We start from the raw sequence: 18,543 nt of genomic DNA, 5'->3' as shown, positions 1-18,543 counted from the left end.
GGGGCTAGGCGGTTTCCTTGAGCGTGCGGCGACGCTCGACCGAGGACGGGATACGCAGCGCCTCGCGATATTTGGCGACGGTACGGCGGGCGATATCGACGCCGGTTTCCTTGAGGATATCGACGATGCGATCGTCGGAGTGAACCTCGGCTTCGGTGCGCTCGGCGTCGATCAACTGCTTGATCTTGTGCCGCACGCTCTCGGCGGAATGAGCCTCGCCGCCCGAGCTCGACGCGATCGAGGAGGTGAAGAAGAACTTCAGCTCGAACATGCCGCGCGGGGTGGCGATGTACTTGTTCGAGGTCACCCGGCTGACGGTGGATTCGTGCATGCCAATGGCGTCGGCCACGGTCTTCAGGTTCAGCGGCCGCAGGTGTTCGACCCCGAAGGCCAGGAACCCATCCTGCTGGCGAACGATCTCGCTGGCCACTTTCAGGATGGTCTTGGCGCGTTGATCCAGGCTCTTCACCAGCCAGTTGGCCGAGGCCATGCAGTCGGCGACGAAGACCTTTTCCTGGTCGGTCCGCGCGCCGCCGGACACGCGGGCGTGGTAGCGCTGGTCGATCAGCAGCCGAGGCAAGGTGTCGGTGTTGAGCTCCACATGCCAAAGGCCGCCCAGCCCCTCGCGCACGAAGACGTCGGGCGCCACCGGCTGGCTGGGTTCGCCGCCAAAGGCCGCGCCAGGACGCGGCGTCAGGGCGCGAAGCTCGGCGACCATCTCGCGCATGTCTTCGTCATCGACGCCGCAGATCTTGCGCAGGCCGTTCATGTCACGGCGCGCCAACAGGTCGAGATTATCCAGCAAGGCGACCATGGCCGGATCGCAGCGGTCGCGCTCCTTGAGCTGCAGCATCAGGCACTCGCGGACGTCGCGGGCGAAAACGCCGGTCGGCTCGAAGCCCTGTAGGCTGGTCAGCACTTCTTCGATGGCGGCCAACTCGCAGCCGAGGCGTTCGGCGGTCTCGACCAGGTCGCAGCGCAGATAACCGCCCTCGTCGACCGAATCGATCAGCACCGCGGCGATCACCCCTTGAGTGGGCGACAGACCCACGACGGACAGCTGATCGTGGAGATGCTCGGAAAGCGTCTTCTCGCGGGTCAGACGGCTTTCGAAGTCGTCGGTGTCCTCGAACCCGCCGCCGCCCTTGCCAGCTTTCGACCAGTCGATGGCCCCGCCGGCGTGCTGGGCCTCCTGGGCGTCGCCGGTGGCGTGTTCGCCGGGTGAAACCTGGTCGTGGCTGACGTCCAAATCGGCCGCAGCGGCATGGTCGGTCAGATGATCGGCGGAAAATTCCTCGGAGTCGCGGGGCGCCTCGTCCCGCTCGGCCTCAGCCTCACGCTCGTCACGCTGCAGCAGCGGATTGCGTTCCAGCTCGCCCTCGACATAGGCGTCCAGCTCCATGTTGGAGAGCTGCAGCAGCTTAATAGCCTGCTGCAGCTGGGGCGTGATGACCAGCCCCTGCCCCTGACGAAGCTCTAAACGCGCGCCGAGCGCCAAATCCGCCTCCTGGCCTGAATCTTGCTCCAGGCTAGGCGAGGTTCCACCACCGATTAGTTAACTTCCGCGAACAAGCTTTGCGGGGGCGCGATCTCTCACGCCCAGGCGGGCTCGGCCGGCAGATTCAACGGCGTCCAGGCGAACTCCGGATAGACGCCGGCCATCATGCGATCGACATAGGCGGTCAGGTTGCCGAAGGTCATGGCTCGGTCGCGGAGCGGGGCGTCGAAGAACGGCGTCAACAGGCCCGCCAGCATGCCAAAGGCGACGGCGTCGACGCTCGTCGGCCGCGCGCCCATCAGGAACGGCTTGTCGCCCAACAGCGCCGAGAGAGCCGCGAGCGAGCGCACGCCGAGGCCGAGGATTTCGGCCTGCGAATGACGGCCGACCCCGACGGCGCGAACATTTTCGGCCACCCGGCCCTGGACCTCGCGGCGCACGTCCTCCTGGACGGTCGGCGGTAGCTGGTCGAAGAAATGGGCCGGCCCCTTGGCGAAGTTCTCCGGCGTCAGCCAACGCATATGGATCATGGTCCAGCCGAAGTGGTTCTCGACCATCCGCTCGATGGTCCATGCCTGGGCGCGTTCCAGCGCGCCGAGACCCTCGTCGAAGTCGATCGCGTATTTCCGCTCCAGGTGCAGGCGGATAAAGTGACTGTCGGCGATAAGCTCGCCGTCATCGTCCAGCCAGGGTAGCTGGCCCTTGGGCGAAAACTGCGGCGCGGAGGCTTCCTTGACATAGGGCAGTCCGGCCAGCCGCAGATGAACCTCGGTCTTGGTGACATAGGGGCTGACCTCGGGAAGGCCGAAGTTCTCGCCAAATCCATGAAGCGTGATCATCAGGGTCTCTCCGTTGAAACGACCCTGTTGGCTTAGGCCTGCGCTGCTGCCACCATGCTGTCAGCATCGATCAGAGATGCTCTCCTTCATGAAGCGGCTTTCCATGCGACGCGCCGACCGCCTGTTCCAGATCATCCAGATCATGCGCCGAGCGCGCGCGCCCATCACGGCCGATGCGATCGCCGAGGAGTTGGAGACCTCCAAGCGCACCATCTATCGCGACATCGCCACCCTGATGGGCCAAAGGGTGCCGATCCGGGGCGAAGCCGGGATGGGCTATGTGCTGGACCAGGGCTTCGACCTGCCGCCGCTGATGCTGACCCCCGACGAGATCGAGGCGGCGGTGCTGGGCGCGCAGTGGGTGGCCGGCCGCGGCGACCCGGCGCTGGCCCGCGCGGCCCAGGACCTGATCGCCAAGATCGCGGTGTCGGTGCCCGAGCGCCTGCGCCCCTTCGTGCTGGAGCCCGCCGGCCGCGCCGTTCCGGCCTGGCGCGCGGCGCAGCCGGACCGCCTGGATATGGGCGAGGTGCGCAACGCGATCAGAGGCGGGCGCAAGATCGTCCTGGACTATCGCGACGAACAGGATCGAGCCAGCCAGCGGACCATCTGGCCGGTGACGGTCGGCTATCATGAGACAGTGCGACTGCTGGTGGCCTGGTGCGAGCTACGCGCCGATTTTCGCAACTTCCGCACCGACCGCGTGGCCGCAGCGGAGTTCCTGGAAGAACGCTACCCCGAACGCCCCGCCGCCCTGCGCGCCCGCTGGCGCGTTGTGGTCGAGGCCGAAAGAAAGCGCCACACCGCCGAGGATGCGGTGGCCTAGGCCCCGCCGAAGTGGTCGCCGAGATAGACGCGGCGGACCTCGGGATCGTCGACGATCTGGTCCGGCGTGCCTTCGAACAGCAGTTCTCCAGCCGCGATGATCGAGGCGCGATCGATGATGTCCAGGGTCTCGCGGACATTGTGGTCGGTGATCAGGATGCCGATGCCCCGGCCCTTCAGATAGGTGATCACCTCGCGGATATCGGCGATGGCGAGCGGGTCGATGCCGGCGAAGGGCTCATCGAGCAGCATGAACGAGGGTTCGCTGGCCAGGGCGCGGGCGATCTCGACCCGGCGGCGCTCCCCGCCCGACAGCGAGATCGCCGGGGACGAGCGCAGGTGCTCGATATGCAGCTCTTCCAGCAGTTCGGTGACCGTCGCCTTGGCGCGGGTCTGGCTGCGCTCGCGCAGTTCGACCACGGCCATCACGTTCTCCTCGACCGTCATGGCCCGGAAGATCGAGGTTTCCTGCGGCAGGTACCCCACGCCCATGCGGGCGCGCTGGTACATCGGCTGGCGGGTGATGTTCTCGCCGTCCAGGTAGATCGAGCCGTAGTCGGCCGGGATCAGGCCAGTAATCATGTAGAAGCAGGTGGTCTTGCCCGCGCCGTTCGGTCCGAGCAGCCCAACGACCTCGCCGCGCGCCAGGCGCAGGGATACGCCCTTCACGACCGGCCGGCCACGGAACGACTTGCCGATATTGTCGACGACCAGCCCTTGGCCTTCAAGGGCGGGCAGCGACTCAAAGCGTTCCGGTTTCAAGCGCGAACCTAACGTCGGGCGGCGGGGGTCGCCGCCTGCTGGTTGGGATAGATGACGGCGCGTGGGCGAGCCTTGCCCGGTCCCTTCGCGCCCGATTCCATCTGTGCGTTGCCCGAGGCGACATTGACCGTCAGTCGGTCGCCACGAATGACGTTCTGGCCCTGCACCGCAACCACGTCGCCGGTGATGACGATGCGCTCGGAGGTGACCTCATAGATGGCGTTGTTGCCACGCACCCGTTGCTCGGGGGTGACATAGAAGACGTTGCCGATCGCCTCGATGCGCTCCAGCGCGCCGCAGGGGGACGACTGGCCGCCAGCCTTGGCCGCGCCCTTCTGGTTGAAGGTCTTCAGGACGTCGGCCCGCAGCCGGGTCCGATCCTGCAGCGCCTCGGCCGATCCGCTCCAGATCGACAGACACTGGGCGTTCACGACCTCCAGCGAGTCGGCGGTGATATCCACCGGCGCATCGGAATTTCGGGCGAGCTGAGCCGCCGCCGGACCGGCCAGGCCCATGGCGAGGGCCGAAACGGCCACCAGCTTCATCATTTCAAGCCCGCTCATGCTCATGCAGCCCATTTGGGAAACCCAACCTCAAAGTGCGAGTGCTCAAGCTCTACTTCGGATCGAGGCGACCGCGCACCCCGCCCTTGAAGACCAGGCGCTCGCCCTTGTCGTATACGCCATAGGACTTCGCAGTGATTTCGCCAAGCGGTCCGACGCCGGCGATCTGTCCCTGGCCTTCCAACTCGCCCGTCGCGGTGTTGAAGATCGAGCTCTGCGTGTTGAAGTCGGCGTTGCTGCCACTCATCTTCACACCACCGTCCAGGTTCAACACCCGCTTGTCCTCACTATAGACTCCGGTCTTCGACGTCACCCGGCTTGGACTTTCGCCTTCGGCGTCCAGAACCAGGGCGGGCTCGTTCAACAGCACCCGCTGATAGTCGTTTTCGTCACGCTCGGCCGAGGTCGCGGTGATGATGAAGGCGCGGCCCTTCTCGTCCTTGCCGACGAAGCGCGGATTGACCAGCTGGATCGGCGCGTCCGTCTTGGCCGGCGAGGCCTCGCGGCCGAGCACCGTGGTCTGCACCACGAAACCGGCCATGCCGAGCAGGATCACCCCGATCGTCGCCGGCAGGATCACCCGCAGCCGGCGAATCAATTTCGAACGCCGCCGCCAGCGGTCGAAATCGCTTCGGATATGGACGTCAGGCAAGGCGGCGGCGGTCATATTCGCCTCACGAATGGGCGAAGATGTCGACCTCTTCCCAGCCCCGGACGTCGAGCAGGGCGCGGTGAGGCAGGAATTCGAAACAGGCGCGGGCCAGACCGTCGCGGCCCTCGCGAACCAGCATGGCGTCCAGCTTGGTGCGCAGCGCATGCAGATGCAGGACGTCCGAGGCGGCATAGGCCTGCTGCTCGGGCGAGAGCGTGGCCGCTCCCCAGTCGGAACTCTGCTGGGCCTTGGACATGTCGACGCCGATCAGCTCCTTGGTCACGTCCTTCAGGCCGTGGCGGTCGGTGTAGGTCCGCGCCAGCTTGGAGGCGATCTTGGTGCAGTAAACCGGCGCGGTCACCACCCCAAGGTGCAGATGGAACATGGCGATATCAAAGCGGCCGAAGTGGAAGATCTTCACGATCTTCGGGTCGGTCAGCACGCGCTTCAGATTGGGCGCGTCGTAGGTGGCGCGGTCGAGCTGGACGAGATGGGCGTCGCCCTTGCCGTCGGACAGCTGAACCACGCAGAGCGGGTCGCGCCCCAGGGCAAGGCCCATGGTCTCCGAATCGATCGCCACAGCCTCGGCGTCGGTGAAAACCCCGTCGGGCAGATCGCCCTTATGCAGAAAATTGGCCAAGGGCCTCGCGCTCCGAACTGAATTTATCTCTCTCCTATATAGAGAGAGGAACGGCGCCCAGGAACCTAAGCCGTCCAAACGGTGGAAGATGGGGCGCGCCGGCGCTCGGCTTCCAGGTTTTGCGGGGACTCATCGACGTCCCAACGCATCGCGTTACGGAAAAGCCGAACCACACCAATGTCTGGGAGTTTAGAAAGGCACCATCCTTTTCAAAAGGATGGTGCCCAGGAGAGGACTCGAACCTCCACGACCTTACGGCCACTGGCACCTGAAGCCAGCGCGTCTACCAATTCCGCCACCTGGGCCCGACCCGCTTTGGATCGCGCGAGGGGCGCTTATTAGGGCGCCGCCTGATCCCGGTCAACGCCCTCATTGTGAGTTATGTAAGTCGCATTGCGGCGCGGCGCCGCATCGTCTATCCGAACGGCTCCAAACCCCTTCGTTTTCAGCGCTTTTATTCGCAGGCGGACGACATGCAGGATCTGGTCACGGTCTTTGGCGGATCGGGCTTCATCGGAACTCAGACTGTGCGGGCCCTCGCAAAGCGCGGCCTGCGCATCCGCGTCGCCGTTCGCCAGCCCCATCTGGCCCACACCATGCGCCTGATGGGCGATGTCGGTCAGGTCGAGGTGGTCCAGGCCAATATTCGCGACGAGGCCTCGGTTCGCCGGGCGCTGCGCGGGGCCCAGGCCTGCATCAACACGGTCGGCATTCTCTATGAGACCGGCCGCCAGAAGTTCGACGCTGTTCACGTCGACGGCGCGCGCAACATCGCCAAGGCCGCCCATGAGCTGGGCGTGACCCGGCTGGTGCAGCTGTCGGCCATTGGAGCCGACCTGGAATCGACCTCGCACTACGCACGCTCCAAGGCCGAAGGCGAGGCCGCGGTTCGCCAAGCCCATCCTGACGCGGTGATCCTGCGCCCCTCGGTGGTGTTCGGCCAGGGCGACGGCTTCTACAACAAGTTCGCCCAGATGAGCGTGTTCAGCCCGGTGCTGCCGCTGATCGGCGACGGCGAGACCAAGTTCCAGCCGGTGTTCGTCAGCGACCTGGCCCGCGCCGCGGCGGCGGCGGTGACCGACGAGACCTGCGCGGGCAAGACCTTCGAGCTGGGCGGTCCCGGGATCTACAGCTTCCGCGAAGTCCTCGAGCAGGTGCTGGTCCAGGTCGAGCGCCGTCGCGGCCTGGTGCGGCTGCCGTTCCCGATCGCCTCCATCATCGGCAAGCTATGCCAGCCGATCGCGGCGGTGACGCCGATCGCCCCGCCGCTCACCGCCGATCAGGTCGAACTGCTGAAGACCGACAATGTCGTCGACCCGGCCCTGCCGGGCTTGGCGCAGCTGGGCGTGACCTCGCCGATCACCGTCGAGGCGATCTTGCCGACCTATCTCTATCGCTTCCGCAAGGGCGGCCAGTTCGCCGACCAGATCGTTCCGGCGGCTTAAGCGAAGACTTAGATGCTCCCCCAGCGGGGGAGCATCTGACTCTTAACCCAGGAACACGACGCCCAGGCCGATCAGGCCGACGCCGATCCGCCACCAGCCGTAGGGCGCCAGCCCGTAGCGGTTGATGAAGTCGAGCATGGTCTTCACCACGATCAGGCCGGAGAGGAAGCTGACGACGAAGCCGATGGCGATGATCTCCAGGTTCTCGCCGGTGAGCACGTCGCGGTTCGACCAGAAGTCCAGGGCGAAGGCCCCGACCATGGTCGGGATGGCCATGAAGAACGAGAACTCGGCCGCCGCCCGGCGGTCGATGCCCAGCAGCACGCCGCCGACAATCGTCGCGCCGGAACGCGACACGCCCGGCACCATGGCTAGGCACTGACAGAAGCCGATACCGAGCGACCGCTGCCATGACAGCTGCATGGCGTCGTGCTCCTTGGGCTCGGGCGCCCAACGATCGACGACCAGCAGAACGATTCCGCCGAGGATCAGCATCACGCAGATGAGGACCACGCTTTCGAACAGCACGGTCTTGATGAAGTCGTGCGCCACGAAGGCGATGGCCATCGACGGCAGCACCGAGAGCAACACGCTCGTCGCGAACCAGCGGGACTTGGGATCGCTGTGCAGGGTGATGAGCACCGTCCACAGCTTCTGGAAGTAGACCACCACGACGGCCAGGATCGCGCCGAGCTGGATCATGACGCTGAAGGTGTCCCAGAAGCCGCTGGGCAGGCCGAGCAGCTTCTTGGTCAGCAGCAGGTGGCCCGTCGACGAGACTGGAATGAACTCCGTCAGGCCTTCGACAAGACCAAGAATGACGGCGGCGATCCAATCCGGCACGGGCGACTCCTTTGGGCGAAGATGGACGAACAGGGGCCTAGAACAGGGTAAATTTAGCGTTCATCCCATTTATGGACCAAAATGTCATAACACACACTCCGTAGACGCTGCGAAGACTGCGACAGACTCGTATTAGTCCCGATATTTTACCATGCCGTTTCGCAGGGGCGATTTGGCCGCTAGAACGCCTTCGCCCGGGGTGCGGGCGTGGAGGTGCGGCCATGGCCGAACGAATGCTGAAGTTCACGAGCGTCGAGCGGACCACCCCCGCCAAGCGGGCGGCGCAGGCGCGTTCAGGCGATTTCCACGAAATTTACGCCGACTTCATCGACGCCAAGGCGAGCGAGCAGGCTTCGCGCTGCTCGCAATGCGGCATTCCGTTCTGCCAGACCCATTGCCCGCTCCATAACAACATCCCCGACTGGCTGCGGATGACCGCCGAGGGTCGGCTGGAAGAAGCCTACGCCCTTTCCCAGGCGACCAATTCCATGCCGGAAATCTGCGGCCGCATCTGCCCCCAGGACCGGCTGTGCGAAGGCTCCTGCACCATCGAGCAGTCGGGCCACGGCACGGTGACCATCGGCGCGGTCGAGCGCTACCTGACCGACAAGGCCTGGGAAGAGGGCTGGGTCCAGCCGCTGGTCCCCGGCAAGCCGCGCGGCCAGTCGGTCGGGGTGATCGGCGCCGGCCCCGCGGGCCTGGCCGCCGCCGAGCGGCTGCGCGAGGGCGGTTACGAGGTCACGGTCTATGACCGCCACGACCGGGCCGGCGGCCTGCTGATCTACGGCATCCCCGGCTTCAAGCTGGAAAAGGACGTAGTCGAGCGCCGGACCCGCCGGCTGGCCGAGGGCGGAATCGAATTTCGCCTGGGCTTCGAGGTCGGCCGCGACGCCTCGCTCGCCGAACTGCGCCAGCGGCACGACTCCGTCCTGATCGCCACCGGCGTCTATGCGGCGCGCGAACTGGCCTTGCCAGGCGCGGGCTCGGCCGGGGTCACACCGGCGCTGGACTATCTGATCGCCTCCAACCGCACGGGCATGGGCGATCAGGTCCCGGCCTTCGAGAGCGGTGAACTGAACGCCGCCGGACGCGACGTGGTGGTGGTCGGCGGCGGCGACACCGCCATGGACTGCGTGCGAACAGCCATGCGCCAGGGCGCGAAGTCCGTCACCTGCCTCTATCGCCGCGACCGCGCCAACATGCCGGGCTCGGCCCGCGAAGTCGGCCACGCCGAAGAGGAAGGCGTGGTCTTCGAGTGGCTGGCCGCGCCGCGTGCGGTGCTGGGCGAGGCCGAACGCGCCACCGGCCTGCGCGCCGCGCGCATGCGGCTCGGCCCACCCGACGCCACCGGACGCTCGGCGCCGGAGGAGGTCGAGAACGGCGACTTCGATCTGCCGGCCGATCTGGTGATCAAGGCGCTGGGCTTTGATCCCGAGGACCTGCCGACCCAGTTCGGCGCGCCGGACCTGGCGGTGTCCCGCTGGGGCACGCTGAAGGCCGACTTCAAAACCATGCAGACCAGCCTGCCCGGCGTATTCGCCGCCGGCGACATCGTGCGCGGCGCATCCCTGGTGGTCTGGGCCATCCGCGACGGCCGCGACGCCGCCGACGCCATCCACAACCACCTGCAAGCCCAAGCCAGCGCCCCGGCGCTGGTCGCGGCGGAGTGAGCCACATGAGCGACCACCTCTCCCCCGCTCATCCCGGCGGAAGCCGGGACCCAAGCAGCCTCGACACCTCTTCGGTCCTCGCGGAACTTCCAACCTCAGCTTGGATCCCGGCCCTCGCCGGGACGAGCGGTGATGAGGAAATGGCGCGGTATCTGGAGAACCGCCAACTGCTCACGGACGGCCACGCCTACAGCCCCGGCGACGAGCGCGACGCCTGCGGGGTCGGGCTGGTCTGCGCGCTGGACGGCAAGCCGCGCCGCGAGGTGGTCGAGCTGGCGCTGCGCGCGCTGAAGTCGGTCTGGCACCGCGGCGCGGTCGACGCCGACGGCAAGACCGGCGACGGCGCCGGCGTGCTGCTGTCGGTGCCGCAGGACTTCTTCGCCGACCAAGTGGCCCGCATCGGACATACCTTACGCCCCGGCCCCATCGCGGTCGGCCAGGTGTTCCTGCCACGCAACGACCTGTCGGCCCAGGAAGCCGCCCGGACCATCGTCGAGGCCGAGGCCCTGCGGTTCGGCTTCTATATCTATGGCTGGCGCCAGGTGCCGGTCGACACCTCGGTGATCGGCGAGAAGGCCAACGCCACCCGCCCCGAGATCGAGCAGATCATGCTCTCCCCGCCGCCCGGCCTGTCGGGCGAGCCGCTGGAGCGCGCGCTGTTCCTGTGCCGCAAGCGGATCGAAAAGCGCGTCGCCGCCGCCGGCATCCAACATTTCTACCTGTGCTCGTTCTCGGCCCGGCAGCTGATCTACAAGGGCATGTTCCTCGCCGAGCACATCGACGAGTTCTATCCCGATCTGCGCGACGAGCGGTTCTCCGCCGCCGTGGCGATCTTCCACCAACGCTATTCGACCAACACCTTCCCCGAATGGCGGCTGGCTCAGCCGTTCCGGATGCTGGCCCACAACGGTGAGATCAACACCAAGAAAGGCAACGTCAACTGGATGAAGTCGCACGAGATCCGGATGGCGGCCGACGCCTTCGGAGAACTGGGCGACGACGTGAAGCCGGTCATCCAAGACCCGCACGGCTCGGACTCCATGGCGCTGGACAACACCTTCGAGGTGCTGGTCCGCGCCGGGCGCGACGCGCCGATGGCCAAGGCGCTGCTGATGCCGGAAGCCTGGAACTCACGCTCGGACGAGCAGATCAAGCCGGCGCACAAGGCGCTTTACGCCTACTGCAATTCAGTGATGGAGCCGTGGGACGGCCCAGCCGCCATCTGCGCCAGCGACGGCCGCTGGGTGGTGGCCGGCAAGGACCGCAACGGCCTGCGCCCGCTGCGCGTGACCTATACCGACGACGGCCTGCTGATCATGGGCTCGGAGGCCGGCATGTGCCGGATCGACGAGGCCCGCATCGTCAAGAAATCCCACATCGCCGCCGGCCGGATGCTGGCCATCGATCTGGCCGAGGGCCGGCTCTACGGCGAGGACGAGATCATCGACCACTTGGCCCAGCGCCACCCCTACGACCAGTGGCTGGGCAACATGGTCGATCTGGAAACGCAGATCGCGCCAGGGCCCGAACCGCGCGCCTATGGCCGCGAAGAACTGGTCCGCCGGCAGGTGGCCGCCGGCCTCAGCCTGGAAGACATCGAACTGCTGCTCGCCCCCATGGTCGAGGACGGCAAGGAAGCTGTCGGGTCCATGGGCGACGACACGCCGCTGGCGGTGCTGAGCGACCAATACCGGCCGCTGTCGCACTTCTTCCGCCAGAACTTCAGCCAGGTCACCAACCCACCCATAGACAGCCTGCGCGAGACGGGCGTGATGAGCCTGAAGACCCGGTTCAAGAACCTGGGCAACATCCTGGCTCAGGACGAAGCCCAGACCGACGTCTTCGTACTGGAAAGCCCGGTGCTGACCACCGGGATGTACCAGCGGATCATCGGCTTCATCGGCGAAAAGAACGTCGCGGTGATCGACGCCACCATGCCGATCCCGGCCGATGAGAGCCGGCCGGGCGACGCCCTGCGCGCCAATCTCGACCGCATCCGCGCCGAGGCAGAGGACGCAGCCCTGCGCGGCTGCGCCACCATCGTGCTCAGCGACGAGGCCAGCGGCCCGGGCCGGGTGGCGCTGCCGATGATCCTGGCGACCGGCGGGGTCCACGCCTGGCTGGTGTCCAAGGGCCTGCGCTCCTACGTCTCGATCATCGTCCGCTCGGCCGAGTGCCTCGACACCCACTATTTCGCGGTGCTGGTCGGGGTAGGGGCGACGGCGGTGAACGCCTACCTGGCCCAGGAAAGCTTCCAGGACCGGATGGAACGCGGCCTGACCGGCGAACTGTCGCTGCGCGAGGTCTGCACGAACTTCAAGCACGCCATCGAGGGCGGGCTGCTGAAGATCATCGCCAAGATGGGGATCGCAGTGATCTCCTCCTATCGCGGCGGCTACAACTTCGAAGCGGTGGGGCTTTCCCGCGCGCTGGTCGCCGAGTTCTTCCCCGGGATGCCCTCGCGCATCTCCGGCATCGGCCTGGCCGGTCTGGAAGCCAAGGCGGTCGAACTGCATCGCAAGGCGTGGGACGCGGCGGCCATCAGCCTGCCGGTCGGCGGCTTCTACAAGGCGCGGCGCTCGGGCGAGAGCCACGCCTTCGAGGCGCGGATGATCCACACCCTGCAGCGGGCCTGCGACACCGGCGACTACGGAACCTACAAGGCCTTCTCCGAGGGCATGCGCCGGATGCCGACCATCCAGCTACGCGACCTGCTGGACCTGCGCTCGAGCGCCAAGCCAGTGTCGCTGGATGAGGTCGAGAGCGTCAACGAGATCCGCAAGCGCTTCCTGACGCCGGGCATGAGCATGGGCGCGCTCTCGCCGGAAGCCCACGGCGTGCTGAACATCGCCAGGAACCGGATCGGCGCGAAGAGCGTCTCCGGCGAGGGCGGCGAGGACCCGGCCCGCTACAAGCCGCTGCCCAACGGCGACAACCCGAACTCGGCGGTGAAGCAGATCGCCTCGGGCCGCTTTGGCGTGACCGCCGAATACCTGAACCAGTGCCGCGAGATCGAGATCAAGGTCAGCCAGGGCGCCAAGCCCGGCGAGGGCGGGCAACTGCCGGGCTTTAAGGTCACCGAACTGATCGCCAAGCTGCGCCACGCGACGCCGGGGGTGATGCTGATTTCGCCACCGCCGCACCACGACGTCTATTCGATCGAGGACCTGGCCCAGCTCATCTACGACCTGAAGCAGATCAACCCGGAGGCCCGCGTCTGCGTGAAGCTGGTGGCCATGACCGGCATCGGCGCCATCGCGGCTGGGGTCGCCAAGGCCAAGGCCGACGTGATCCTGATCTCGGGCAATGTCGGGGGCACCGGCGCCTCACCCCAGACCTCGATCAAATACGCCGGCGGCCCGTGGGAGATGGGTCTGTCGGAGGCCAACCAGGTCTTGACCCTGAACAACCTGCGACACTCGGTGCGCCTGCGGGCCGACGGCGGGATGCGGACCGGCCGCGACATCGTCATCGCCGCGATGCTGGGCGCCGAGGAGTTCGGCATCGGCACCGCCAGCCTGATCGCGATGGGCTGCATCATGGTCCGCCAATGCCACTCCAACACCTGCCCGGTGGGGGTCTGCACCCAGGACGAAGCGCTGCGGGACAAGTTCTCCGGCAGCCCGGAGAAGGTGATCAACCTCTTCACTTTCATCGCCGAGGAGGTGCGCGAAATCCTCGCCTCGCTAGGCTTCCGGTCGCTGACCGAGATCGTCGGCCGCACCGACCTGCTGCAACAGGTCAGCCGCGGCGGCGAGCACCTCGACGACCTCGACCTCAACCCGCTGCTGGTGAAGGCTGACCCCGGCCACAACGCGCCCTACTGCACGGTGGAGGGCCGCAACGAGGTGCCCGACACCCTCGACGCCCAGATCGTGCGCGACGCCGCGCCGCTGCTGGAGCGGGGCGAGAAGATGCAGCTGACCTACACGGTGCAGAACACCGCCCGCGCGATCGGCTCGCGGACCTCCTCGCACATCACGCGGCGGTTCGGGATGCACGGCCTGCCGGCCGGGCACTTGACCGTGCAGCTCAAGGGTTCGGCGGGGCAAAGCCTGGGAGCCTTCGCGGTCCAGGGCCTGCGGATCGAACTGACCGGCGAGGCGAACGACTATGTCGGCAAGGGCCTGTCGGGCGCGACGATCATCATCCGACCCTCGCCGCACCTGGCCGCGCCGGAGACCAACGCCATCCTCGGCAACACCGTCCTCTATGGGGCGACCAGCGGGAAACTGTTCGCCGCCGGCCTGGCCGGCGAGCGGTTCGGCGTGCGCAACTCAGGCGCCGTGGCGGTGGTCGAGGGCATGGGCGCCAACGGGCTGGAATATATGACCGGCGGCCGGGCGGTGGTGCTGGGGCCGGTCGGCTTCAACTTCGCGGCCGGCATGACCGGGGGCATGGCCTTCGTGCTCGATCTGCACGACCGCTTCCTGACCATGCTGAACACCGACAGCGTCGTGGTGCAGCGGATCGGGACGCGGGCCTGGGAGGCCGAGCTCAAGGGCCTGGTCGAGGAGCACGCCCGCGAGACCGGCTCAGCCTTCGCCGCCGGCATCCTGCGCGACTGGGACCGCCACCTCGGCAAGTTCTGGCAGGTCGTGCCCAAGGAAATGGTCGGCCGCCTCGACAAGCCGCTGGCCGAGGAAGAGGCGGTCCACCACCGGGCTTAGGGCTTTCGCAGGCCTATTCCTGTGCGCCACCCACCCTAAAGGTCGTCATGGCCGGGCTTGTCCCGGCCATCCATAGACATCGAGGTCCGGGATTTATTTGGGCTGTCGGCGCGTATGGATCACCGGGACAAGCCCGGTGATGACGATCTTGATTGGGGGTCTTCCATCAACCGGAAGGAGGGTTTCAGGGGTTTGAGGTCCGAGCCGCAGGCGGCAGCTTAGCCGCTGTCGCCAGCACCTGTTTGATCACCCGTTCCATCGGCGCCTGGGAGACGTGGACGCTGCCGACGCGGGGGCTGTCCAGGTCGATGACTAGGCTGATGGCCAAGGCGATCAGCAGGAAGAGGCCCGCCGTCGAGGTGAAGTGTCGCCGCCCGCCCGGCGCCAGGCCGTGGCCCATGATCGCTGCGGTGACCACGGCGTAGAGGATGAGCACCTGTAGCGCCCGGTCGGGCACCTTGACGTTCAGGGCCTCGTAGCGAAGCGCCGCGGAGTCGAACATCTGGCTGGTGACGTTCAACACCGGCACGGTCAGCCGCTGAGCTTGCGGGATCGCCAAGGCCACGCCGGCCTCGTTCCAGATCACCTCCTGCAGCGCCTCGGTGCGGGCCATGGTCTCGTCGATCTTGTCGAAGTCGTCGCCGACGTCGAAGAACGCCCGCCGCACCTTCACATAGTCGGCCATGGTCGAGATCAGCACCGTGCGGTGCGGCTCGGGCAGCAGTTGATAGTGCTGCACCGCCGACGAGATCGCATCGGCCTCCCGCAAAACCAGATCGCGGCGGGTCTCGTGATGGGCCGCCGCCATGCTGAAGACGAAGGCGATCAACAGGCCGAGCAGGCCGAGCGCCGCGCTGAGGACGTAGCCCGAGCCTTCATCCTCGTCGTCGGGATTTTCCTTACGGCGCGCCCTGGCCCAATTGTGGAGGCGATATCCCGCCTCGGCGGCCATGACCTGGATCAGCGCCAACATGATCCAGCCCAACAGCGTCGCGCCAATCATCACCAATCTCCCAGATACAACCTGAGGATTGATGGAAATCGAGACTGACGCCAGAAGAGAAACGCGTCAGGCGACTTCCACGCCCACATAGCGCGCGCGAGGGCGGATCAGTTGATCAGTCTGGCCCTGCTCGATCGCGTGGGCGATCCATCCCGCGCATCGGGCCACGGCGAACAAGGCGAAGGGCGCGTCCTGCGGCAGCTTCAGGCTTTGCGACATCGCGACCAGCGCGAAATCGACATTGGGCGGCAGACCGGTGACCGCCTCGACCGCCGAACGCAGACGGGCCGTGTCCGGCGCTGGCTCGAAGCGGTCCAGCAGCGCCTCGGCGCGCGGATCGCCGTCCGGATAGAGCGGATGACCAAAGCCGGGGATGGAGCGATCCTCGGCCAACCGCGCGGCGATGGCGGCGCGGGGACTGGTCTGGGCCGCCTCGCGCGCCAGGCTCTGGACCGCCGCCGCCGCGCCGCCGTGGCGCGGGCCTGAGAGCGCCGCCAGTCCGGCCAGGCCGCAGGCCGCGAGCGAGGCGCCGGTGGAGGCCGCGACCCGGGCGGCGAAGGTGGAGGCGTTCAGCTCATGATCGGCCAGCAACACCAAAGACCGACGGATCAAGTCCGCGCCCGGTCCGCCGGGACCCAGGCCCCAGGCCAGGGCCAGGCGGTTGGCGATCGCGCCGCCGCCGACCTCGCCGGCCACCGCGTCGGTCAGGACATCGAGCAGGGTCGCGGCCTCAACCGCCAGGGCCAGGGGATTGCGGCCACGGGCCGGCGGATCGCTCCCGGCCCGTGTGGCCAGGGCCGCGAAGGCGCGGCTGCGCATGTCCGCGCCCTCCGGCGGTTTGGGACGGTCGGTGCGCTTGAGCGCCGCGCCATGGCCGCCGCGCAGCAGCCGGGCGACGGCCTCGAGGGTTTCGGTCTGCGAAAGCTCGACCGCGTCACGACCACGATAGAACAGCCGCCCGCCCGAGACGGTGGTGATCGCCGAGGCCAGCACCGGCTCACCCCAGGCGATGGCCCCGGCGGCGACGTCGGAGACCTTGCGGCTGCGAGTCTTGCGGTCGGCGAGCGAGGCGATGTCGGCGGCGCGATAGAGGCTGCGGCGCGGATCGTGCGGGTCGGCCCGCACCTGCACCCGACCGCGACTGACATAGGCGTAGAGCGTTTGCGGCCGCACGCCCAGGCGCGAGCGCGCCTCGTCGGCGGCGATCCAATCGGCAGGTTTGGCGGCTTGGCTCGTCATATGTTGATTATATTGATCAAGATTGACCCATCAAGCTTGGAGGCAAATATCGCGCGGAGCAAGAGGAGATACGCCATGTCCGATGGCCTTGAAGACGTTGTCGCCGCGCACACCGTGATGTCCGAAGTGGACGGCCAGCGCGGCGTACTGATCATCCGCGGCCGTTCGCTGGACGAACTGGCCGGCCGAGCACGTTTCGAGGACCTGGCCAGCCTATTGTTCAGCGGCTTCTTCGATGATCTGCCGGCCGACCTGACGGCGGCGCTGGGCGCCGCGCGGGTCGAGGTGTTTTCAGAGGTCGCCGGCCTCGACACCGGCCTGCTGGACCGCTCGCCGATCGAGGCCATGCGCGCCCTGACCGCGCGGCTGGCCGATGGCGACGACCTGGCCACCGCCCTGCGGCTGCTGGCGGCGCCCGCCGTCTTCACCGCCGCGGTGGTGCGCGGCCAGGCCGGAGAGGCCCCGGTGGCCCCCGACGCCAGCCTGCCCCATGCGGCCGACATCCTGCGAATGCTGCGCGGCAAGCCGGCGACGCAGGCGCAGATCGACGCCCTCGACACCTATCTGGTCACGGTCAGCGACCATGGCCTCAACGCCTCGACCTTCGCGGCCCGCGTGATCGCCTCGACGCGGGCGGGCCTGACCTCGGCGGTGCTGGGCGGGATCAGCGCCTTGAAGGGTCCGTTGCACGGCGGCGCGCCCGGCCCGGTGATCGAGATGCTCGACGAGATCGGCGAGCCCGCCAACGCCCGCGCCTGGATCGAAAGCGCCCTGGCGCGCGGCGACCGGCTGATGGGCTTTGGCCACCGCGTCTACCGCGTGCGCGACCCCCGCGCCGACGCCCTGAAAACCGCGGTCCGCAAGATGGGCGAGGGTTCGAACGTCCGCCCCGGCCGCATCGCCTTCGCCGAGGCCGTGGAATCAGCCGCCCTGGCGATCCTGAAGGAGCACAAGCCTGACCGGGCGCTGGACACCAATGTCGAGTTCTATACAGCCCTGCTGCTAGAGGCCCTCGACTTCCCGCCCGCCGCCTTCACCTGCGTCTTCGCCATGGGCCGGGTCGCCGGCTGGATCGCCCACGCCCGCGAACAGGTCGCCGGCGGCCGGCTGATACGCCCGCAATCGGTTTATGTCGGACCCGAGCCGCGCCAGGCGGCCTGACCCGAGAGTCGTTCGCGCTGGGGTTGCTCGGGCGGCGAGGCTAGACAGGGGGAATGACCGCCCAAACCCCGCCGCCCCTGACCGCCGCCGAAAGCTCGCGCCTGACCCGCCGCATCACCCTGGCCTCGGTTGGCGTGGCCGCCGTGCTGGTGACATTGAAGGGGGTTGTGTGGCTGGCGAGCGGCTCGGTGGCGCTGCTGGCGTCGGCGGCGGATTCCGGTCTCGATCTGCTGGCTTCGCTGGTGACCTTCTTCGCCGTCCGCTACGCGGCGGCGCCGCCCGACGCCGAGCATCGGTTTGGACACGGCAAGGCCGAAGCCTTCGCCAGCCTGATCCAGGGCGGCCTGGTGTTCGCCTCGGCGGCGCTGATCGGGCGAGAGGCCATTCACAATCTGCTCCAGCCGCACGAACTGCGCCAAGAGGGCTGGGCGATCGCCGTCATGGCGGTCTCCACCGTAATGACCGGCCTGTTGATCGCCGCCCAAACCCAGGTGTTGAAACGAACCGCTTCGGTGGCCGTGGCCGGCGACCGGGCGCACTACGCCACCGACCTGGCCTCCAACGCCGTGGCGCTGCTCGGGATCGGCGCTTCGGTCTGGTTCGGCTGGGGGAACCTTGACGCCATCGCCGCCCTCATCATCACGGCGCTGCTGCTGTGGGGAGCGGTGAGTGTTTTCCGCCAAGCCGCGAACCAATTGATGGATCGCGAATTGCCAGATGATGACCGCGCCCGGAT

15 protein-coding genes and 1 tRNA gene are annotated in these 18,543 nt (G+C 67.4%); 6 read left to right on the top strand and 10 right to left on the bottom strand.

Annotated elements, in window-relative coordinates; all coding sequences use genetic code 11:
* Positions 1-4 precede the first annotated feature (4 nt).
* Both rpoN and Q7T84_RS09770 read right to left on the bottom strand, forming a co-directional pair.
* Positions 5-1,498 (bottom strand): RNA polymerase factor sigma-54, encoded by a 1,494-nt coding sequence (gene rpoN / locus Q7T84_RS09775; RefSeq protein ID WP_304808241.1) that lies wholly within the window; start codon positions 1,496-1,498, stop codon positions 5-7.
* A 95-nt stretch (positions 1,499-1,593) separates the two neighbouring features.
* Positions 1,594-2,337: a glutathione S-transferase family protein gene (locus Q7T84_RS09770; RefSeq protein WP_304808239.1), complete on the bottom strand. Its 744-nt coding sequence runs from the start codon at positions 2,335-2,337 to the stop codon at positions 1,594-1,596.
* Positions 2,338-2,440: 103 nt separating this feature from the next.
* On the opposite strand from Q7T84_RS09770, the gene Q7T84_RS09765 reads away from it, so the two are divergent.
* A complete protein-coding gene (locus tag Q7T84_RS09765) occupies positions 2,441-3,160 on the top strand; it encodes a YafY family protein (RefSeq protein WP_304808237.1) in 720 nt (239 codons plus the stop codon).
* Here Q7T84_RS09765 and lptB read toward each other — a convergent pair.
* The 5 genes from lptB to Q7T84_RS09740 all read right to left on the bottom strand — a co-directional run bounded on the left by lptB (position 3,157) and on the right by Q7T84_RS09740 (position 6,081).
* Positions 3,157-3,897 (bottom strand): LPS export ABC transporter ATP-binding protein, encoded by a 741-nt coding sequence (gene lptB / locus Q7T84_RS09760; RefSeq protein ID WP_370653643.1) that lies wholly within the window; start codon positions 3,895-3,897, stop codon positions 3,157-3,159. The genes Q7T84_RS09765 and lptB overlap by 4 nt on opposite strands.
* 32 nt (positions 3,898-3,929) lie before the next feature.
* A complete protein-coding gene (locus Q7T84_RS09755) occupies positions 3,930-4,484 on the bottom strand; it encodes an LptA/OstA family protein (protein WP_304808232.1) in 555 nt (184 codons plus the stop codon).
* 52 nt (positions 4,485-4,536) lie between these two features.
* Entirely contained in the window at positions 4,537-5,151 is a 615-nt protein-coding gene (gene lptC, locus Q7T84_RS09750) for an LPS export ABC transporter periplasmic protein LptC (RefSeq protein ID WP_304808230.1), read from the bottom strand.
* Between the two features lie 7 nt (positions 5,152-5,158).
* Positions 5,159-5,776 (bottom strand): ribonuclease D, encoded by a 618-nt coding sequence (locus Q7T84_RS09745; protein WP_304808228.1) that lies wholly within the window; start codon positions 5,774-5,776, stop codon positions 5,159-5,161.
* A 218-nt stretch (positions 5,777-5,994) separates the two neighbouring features.
* Positions 5,995-6,081 (bottom strand) — tRNA-Leu (locus Q7T84_RS09740).
* Positions 6,082-6,249: 168 nt separating this feature from the next.
* On the opposite strand from Q7T84_RS09740, the gene Q7T84_RS09735 reads away from it, so the two are divergent.
* A complete protein-coding gene (locus tag Q7T84_RS09735; protein WP_304808226.1) occupies positions 6,250-7,221 on the top strand; it encodes a complex I NDUFA9 subunit family protein in 972 nt (323 codons plus the stop codon).
* Positions 7,222-7,263: 42 nt separating this feature from the next.
* Here the strand turns inward: Q7T84_RS09735 and Q7T84_RS09730 are convergent, their stop codons facing one another.
* On the bottom strand, positions 7,264-8,064 hold the full coding sequence (locus tag Q7T84_RS09730) for an undecaprenyl-diphosphate phosphatase (RefSeq protein WP_304808224.1): 801 nt from the start codon (positions 8,062-8,064) through the stop codon (positions 7,264-7,266).
* 221 nt (positions 8,065-8,285) lie between these two features.
* Between Q7T84_RS09730 and Q7T84_RS09725 the strand changes: the two genes are divergently transcribed.
* Together Q7T84_RS09725 and gltB are read left to right on the top strand one after the other, a co-directional pair.
* The gene (locus tag Q7T84_RS09725) at positions 8,286-9,734 is read left to right on the top strand and encodes an NAD(P)-dependent oxidoreductase (protein ID WP_304808222.1); all 1,449 of its coding nucleotides are present in this window, start codon (positions 8,286-8,288) and stop codon (positions 9,732-9,734) included.
* 140 nt (positions 9,735-9,874) lie between these two features.
* Positions 9,875-14,404, top strand: a complete 4,530-nt coding sequence (gene gltB, locus Q7T84_RS09720; RefSeq protein WP_304808220.1) for a glutamate synthase large subunit — start codon at positions 9,875-9,877, stop codon at positions 14,402-14,404.
* A 184-nt stretch (positions 14,405-14,588) separates the two neighbouring features.
* Here gltB and Q7T84_RS09715 read toward each other — a convergent pair whose 3' ends face one another.
* Entirely contained in the window at positions 14,589-15,407 is an 819-nt protein-coding gene (locus tag Q7T84_RS09715) for a hypothetical protein (protein ID WP_304808218.1), read from the bottom strand.
* Between the two features lie 66 nt (positions 15,408-15,473).
* The gene (locus Q7T84_RS09710; RefSeq protein WP_304808216.1) at positions 15,474-16,646 is read right to left on the bottom strand and encodes a citrate synthase; all 1,173 of its coding nucleotides are present in this window, start codon (positions 16,644-16,646) and stop codon (positions 15,474-15,476) included.
* A 75-nt stretch (positions 16,647-16,721) separates the two neighbouring features.
* Between Q7T84_RS09710 and Q7T84_RS09705 the strand changes: the two genes are divergently transcribed.
* Both Q7T84_RS09705 and Q7T84_RS09700 read left to right on the top strand, forming a co-directional pair.
* Positions 16,722-17,807 (top strand): citrate synthase/methylcitrate synthase, encoded by a 1,086-nt coding sequence (locus tag Q7T84_RS09705; RefSeq protein ID WP_304808214.1) that lies wholly within the window; start codon positions 16,722-16,724, stop codon positions 17,805-17,807.
* A 53-nt stretch (positions 17,808-17,860) separates the two neighbouring features.
* Positions 17,861-18,543 (top strand): cation diffusion facilitator family transporter (locus Q7T84_RS09700; RefSeq protein ID WP_304808212.1); only part of this gene is annotated, 683 nt, incomplete at its 3' end.

The sequence above is a fragment of the Phenylobacterium sp. genome (assembly GCF_030654915.1).
Lineage (GTDB): Bacteria > Pseudomonadota > Alphaproteobacteria > Caulobacterales > Caulobacteraceae > Phenylobacterium.
This window is presented reverse-complemented; position numbering and strand designations above follow the sequence as displayed.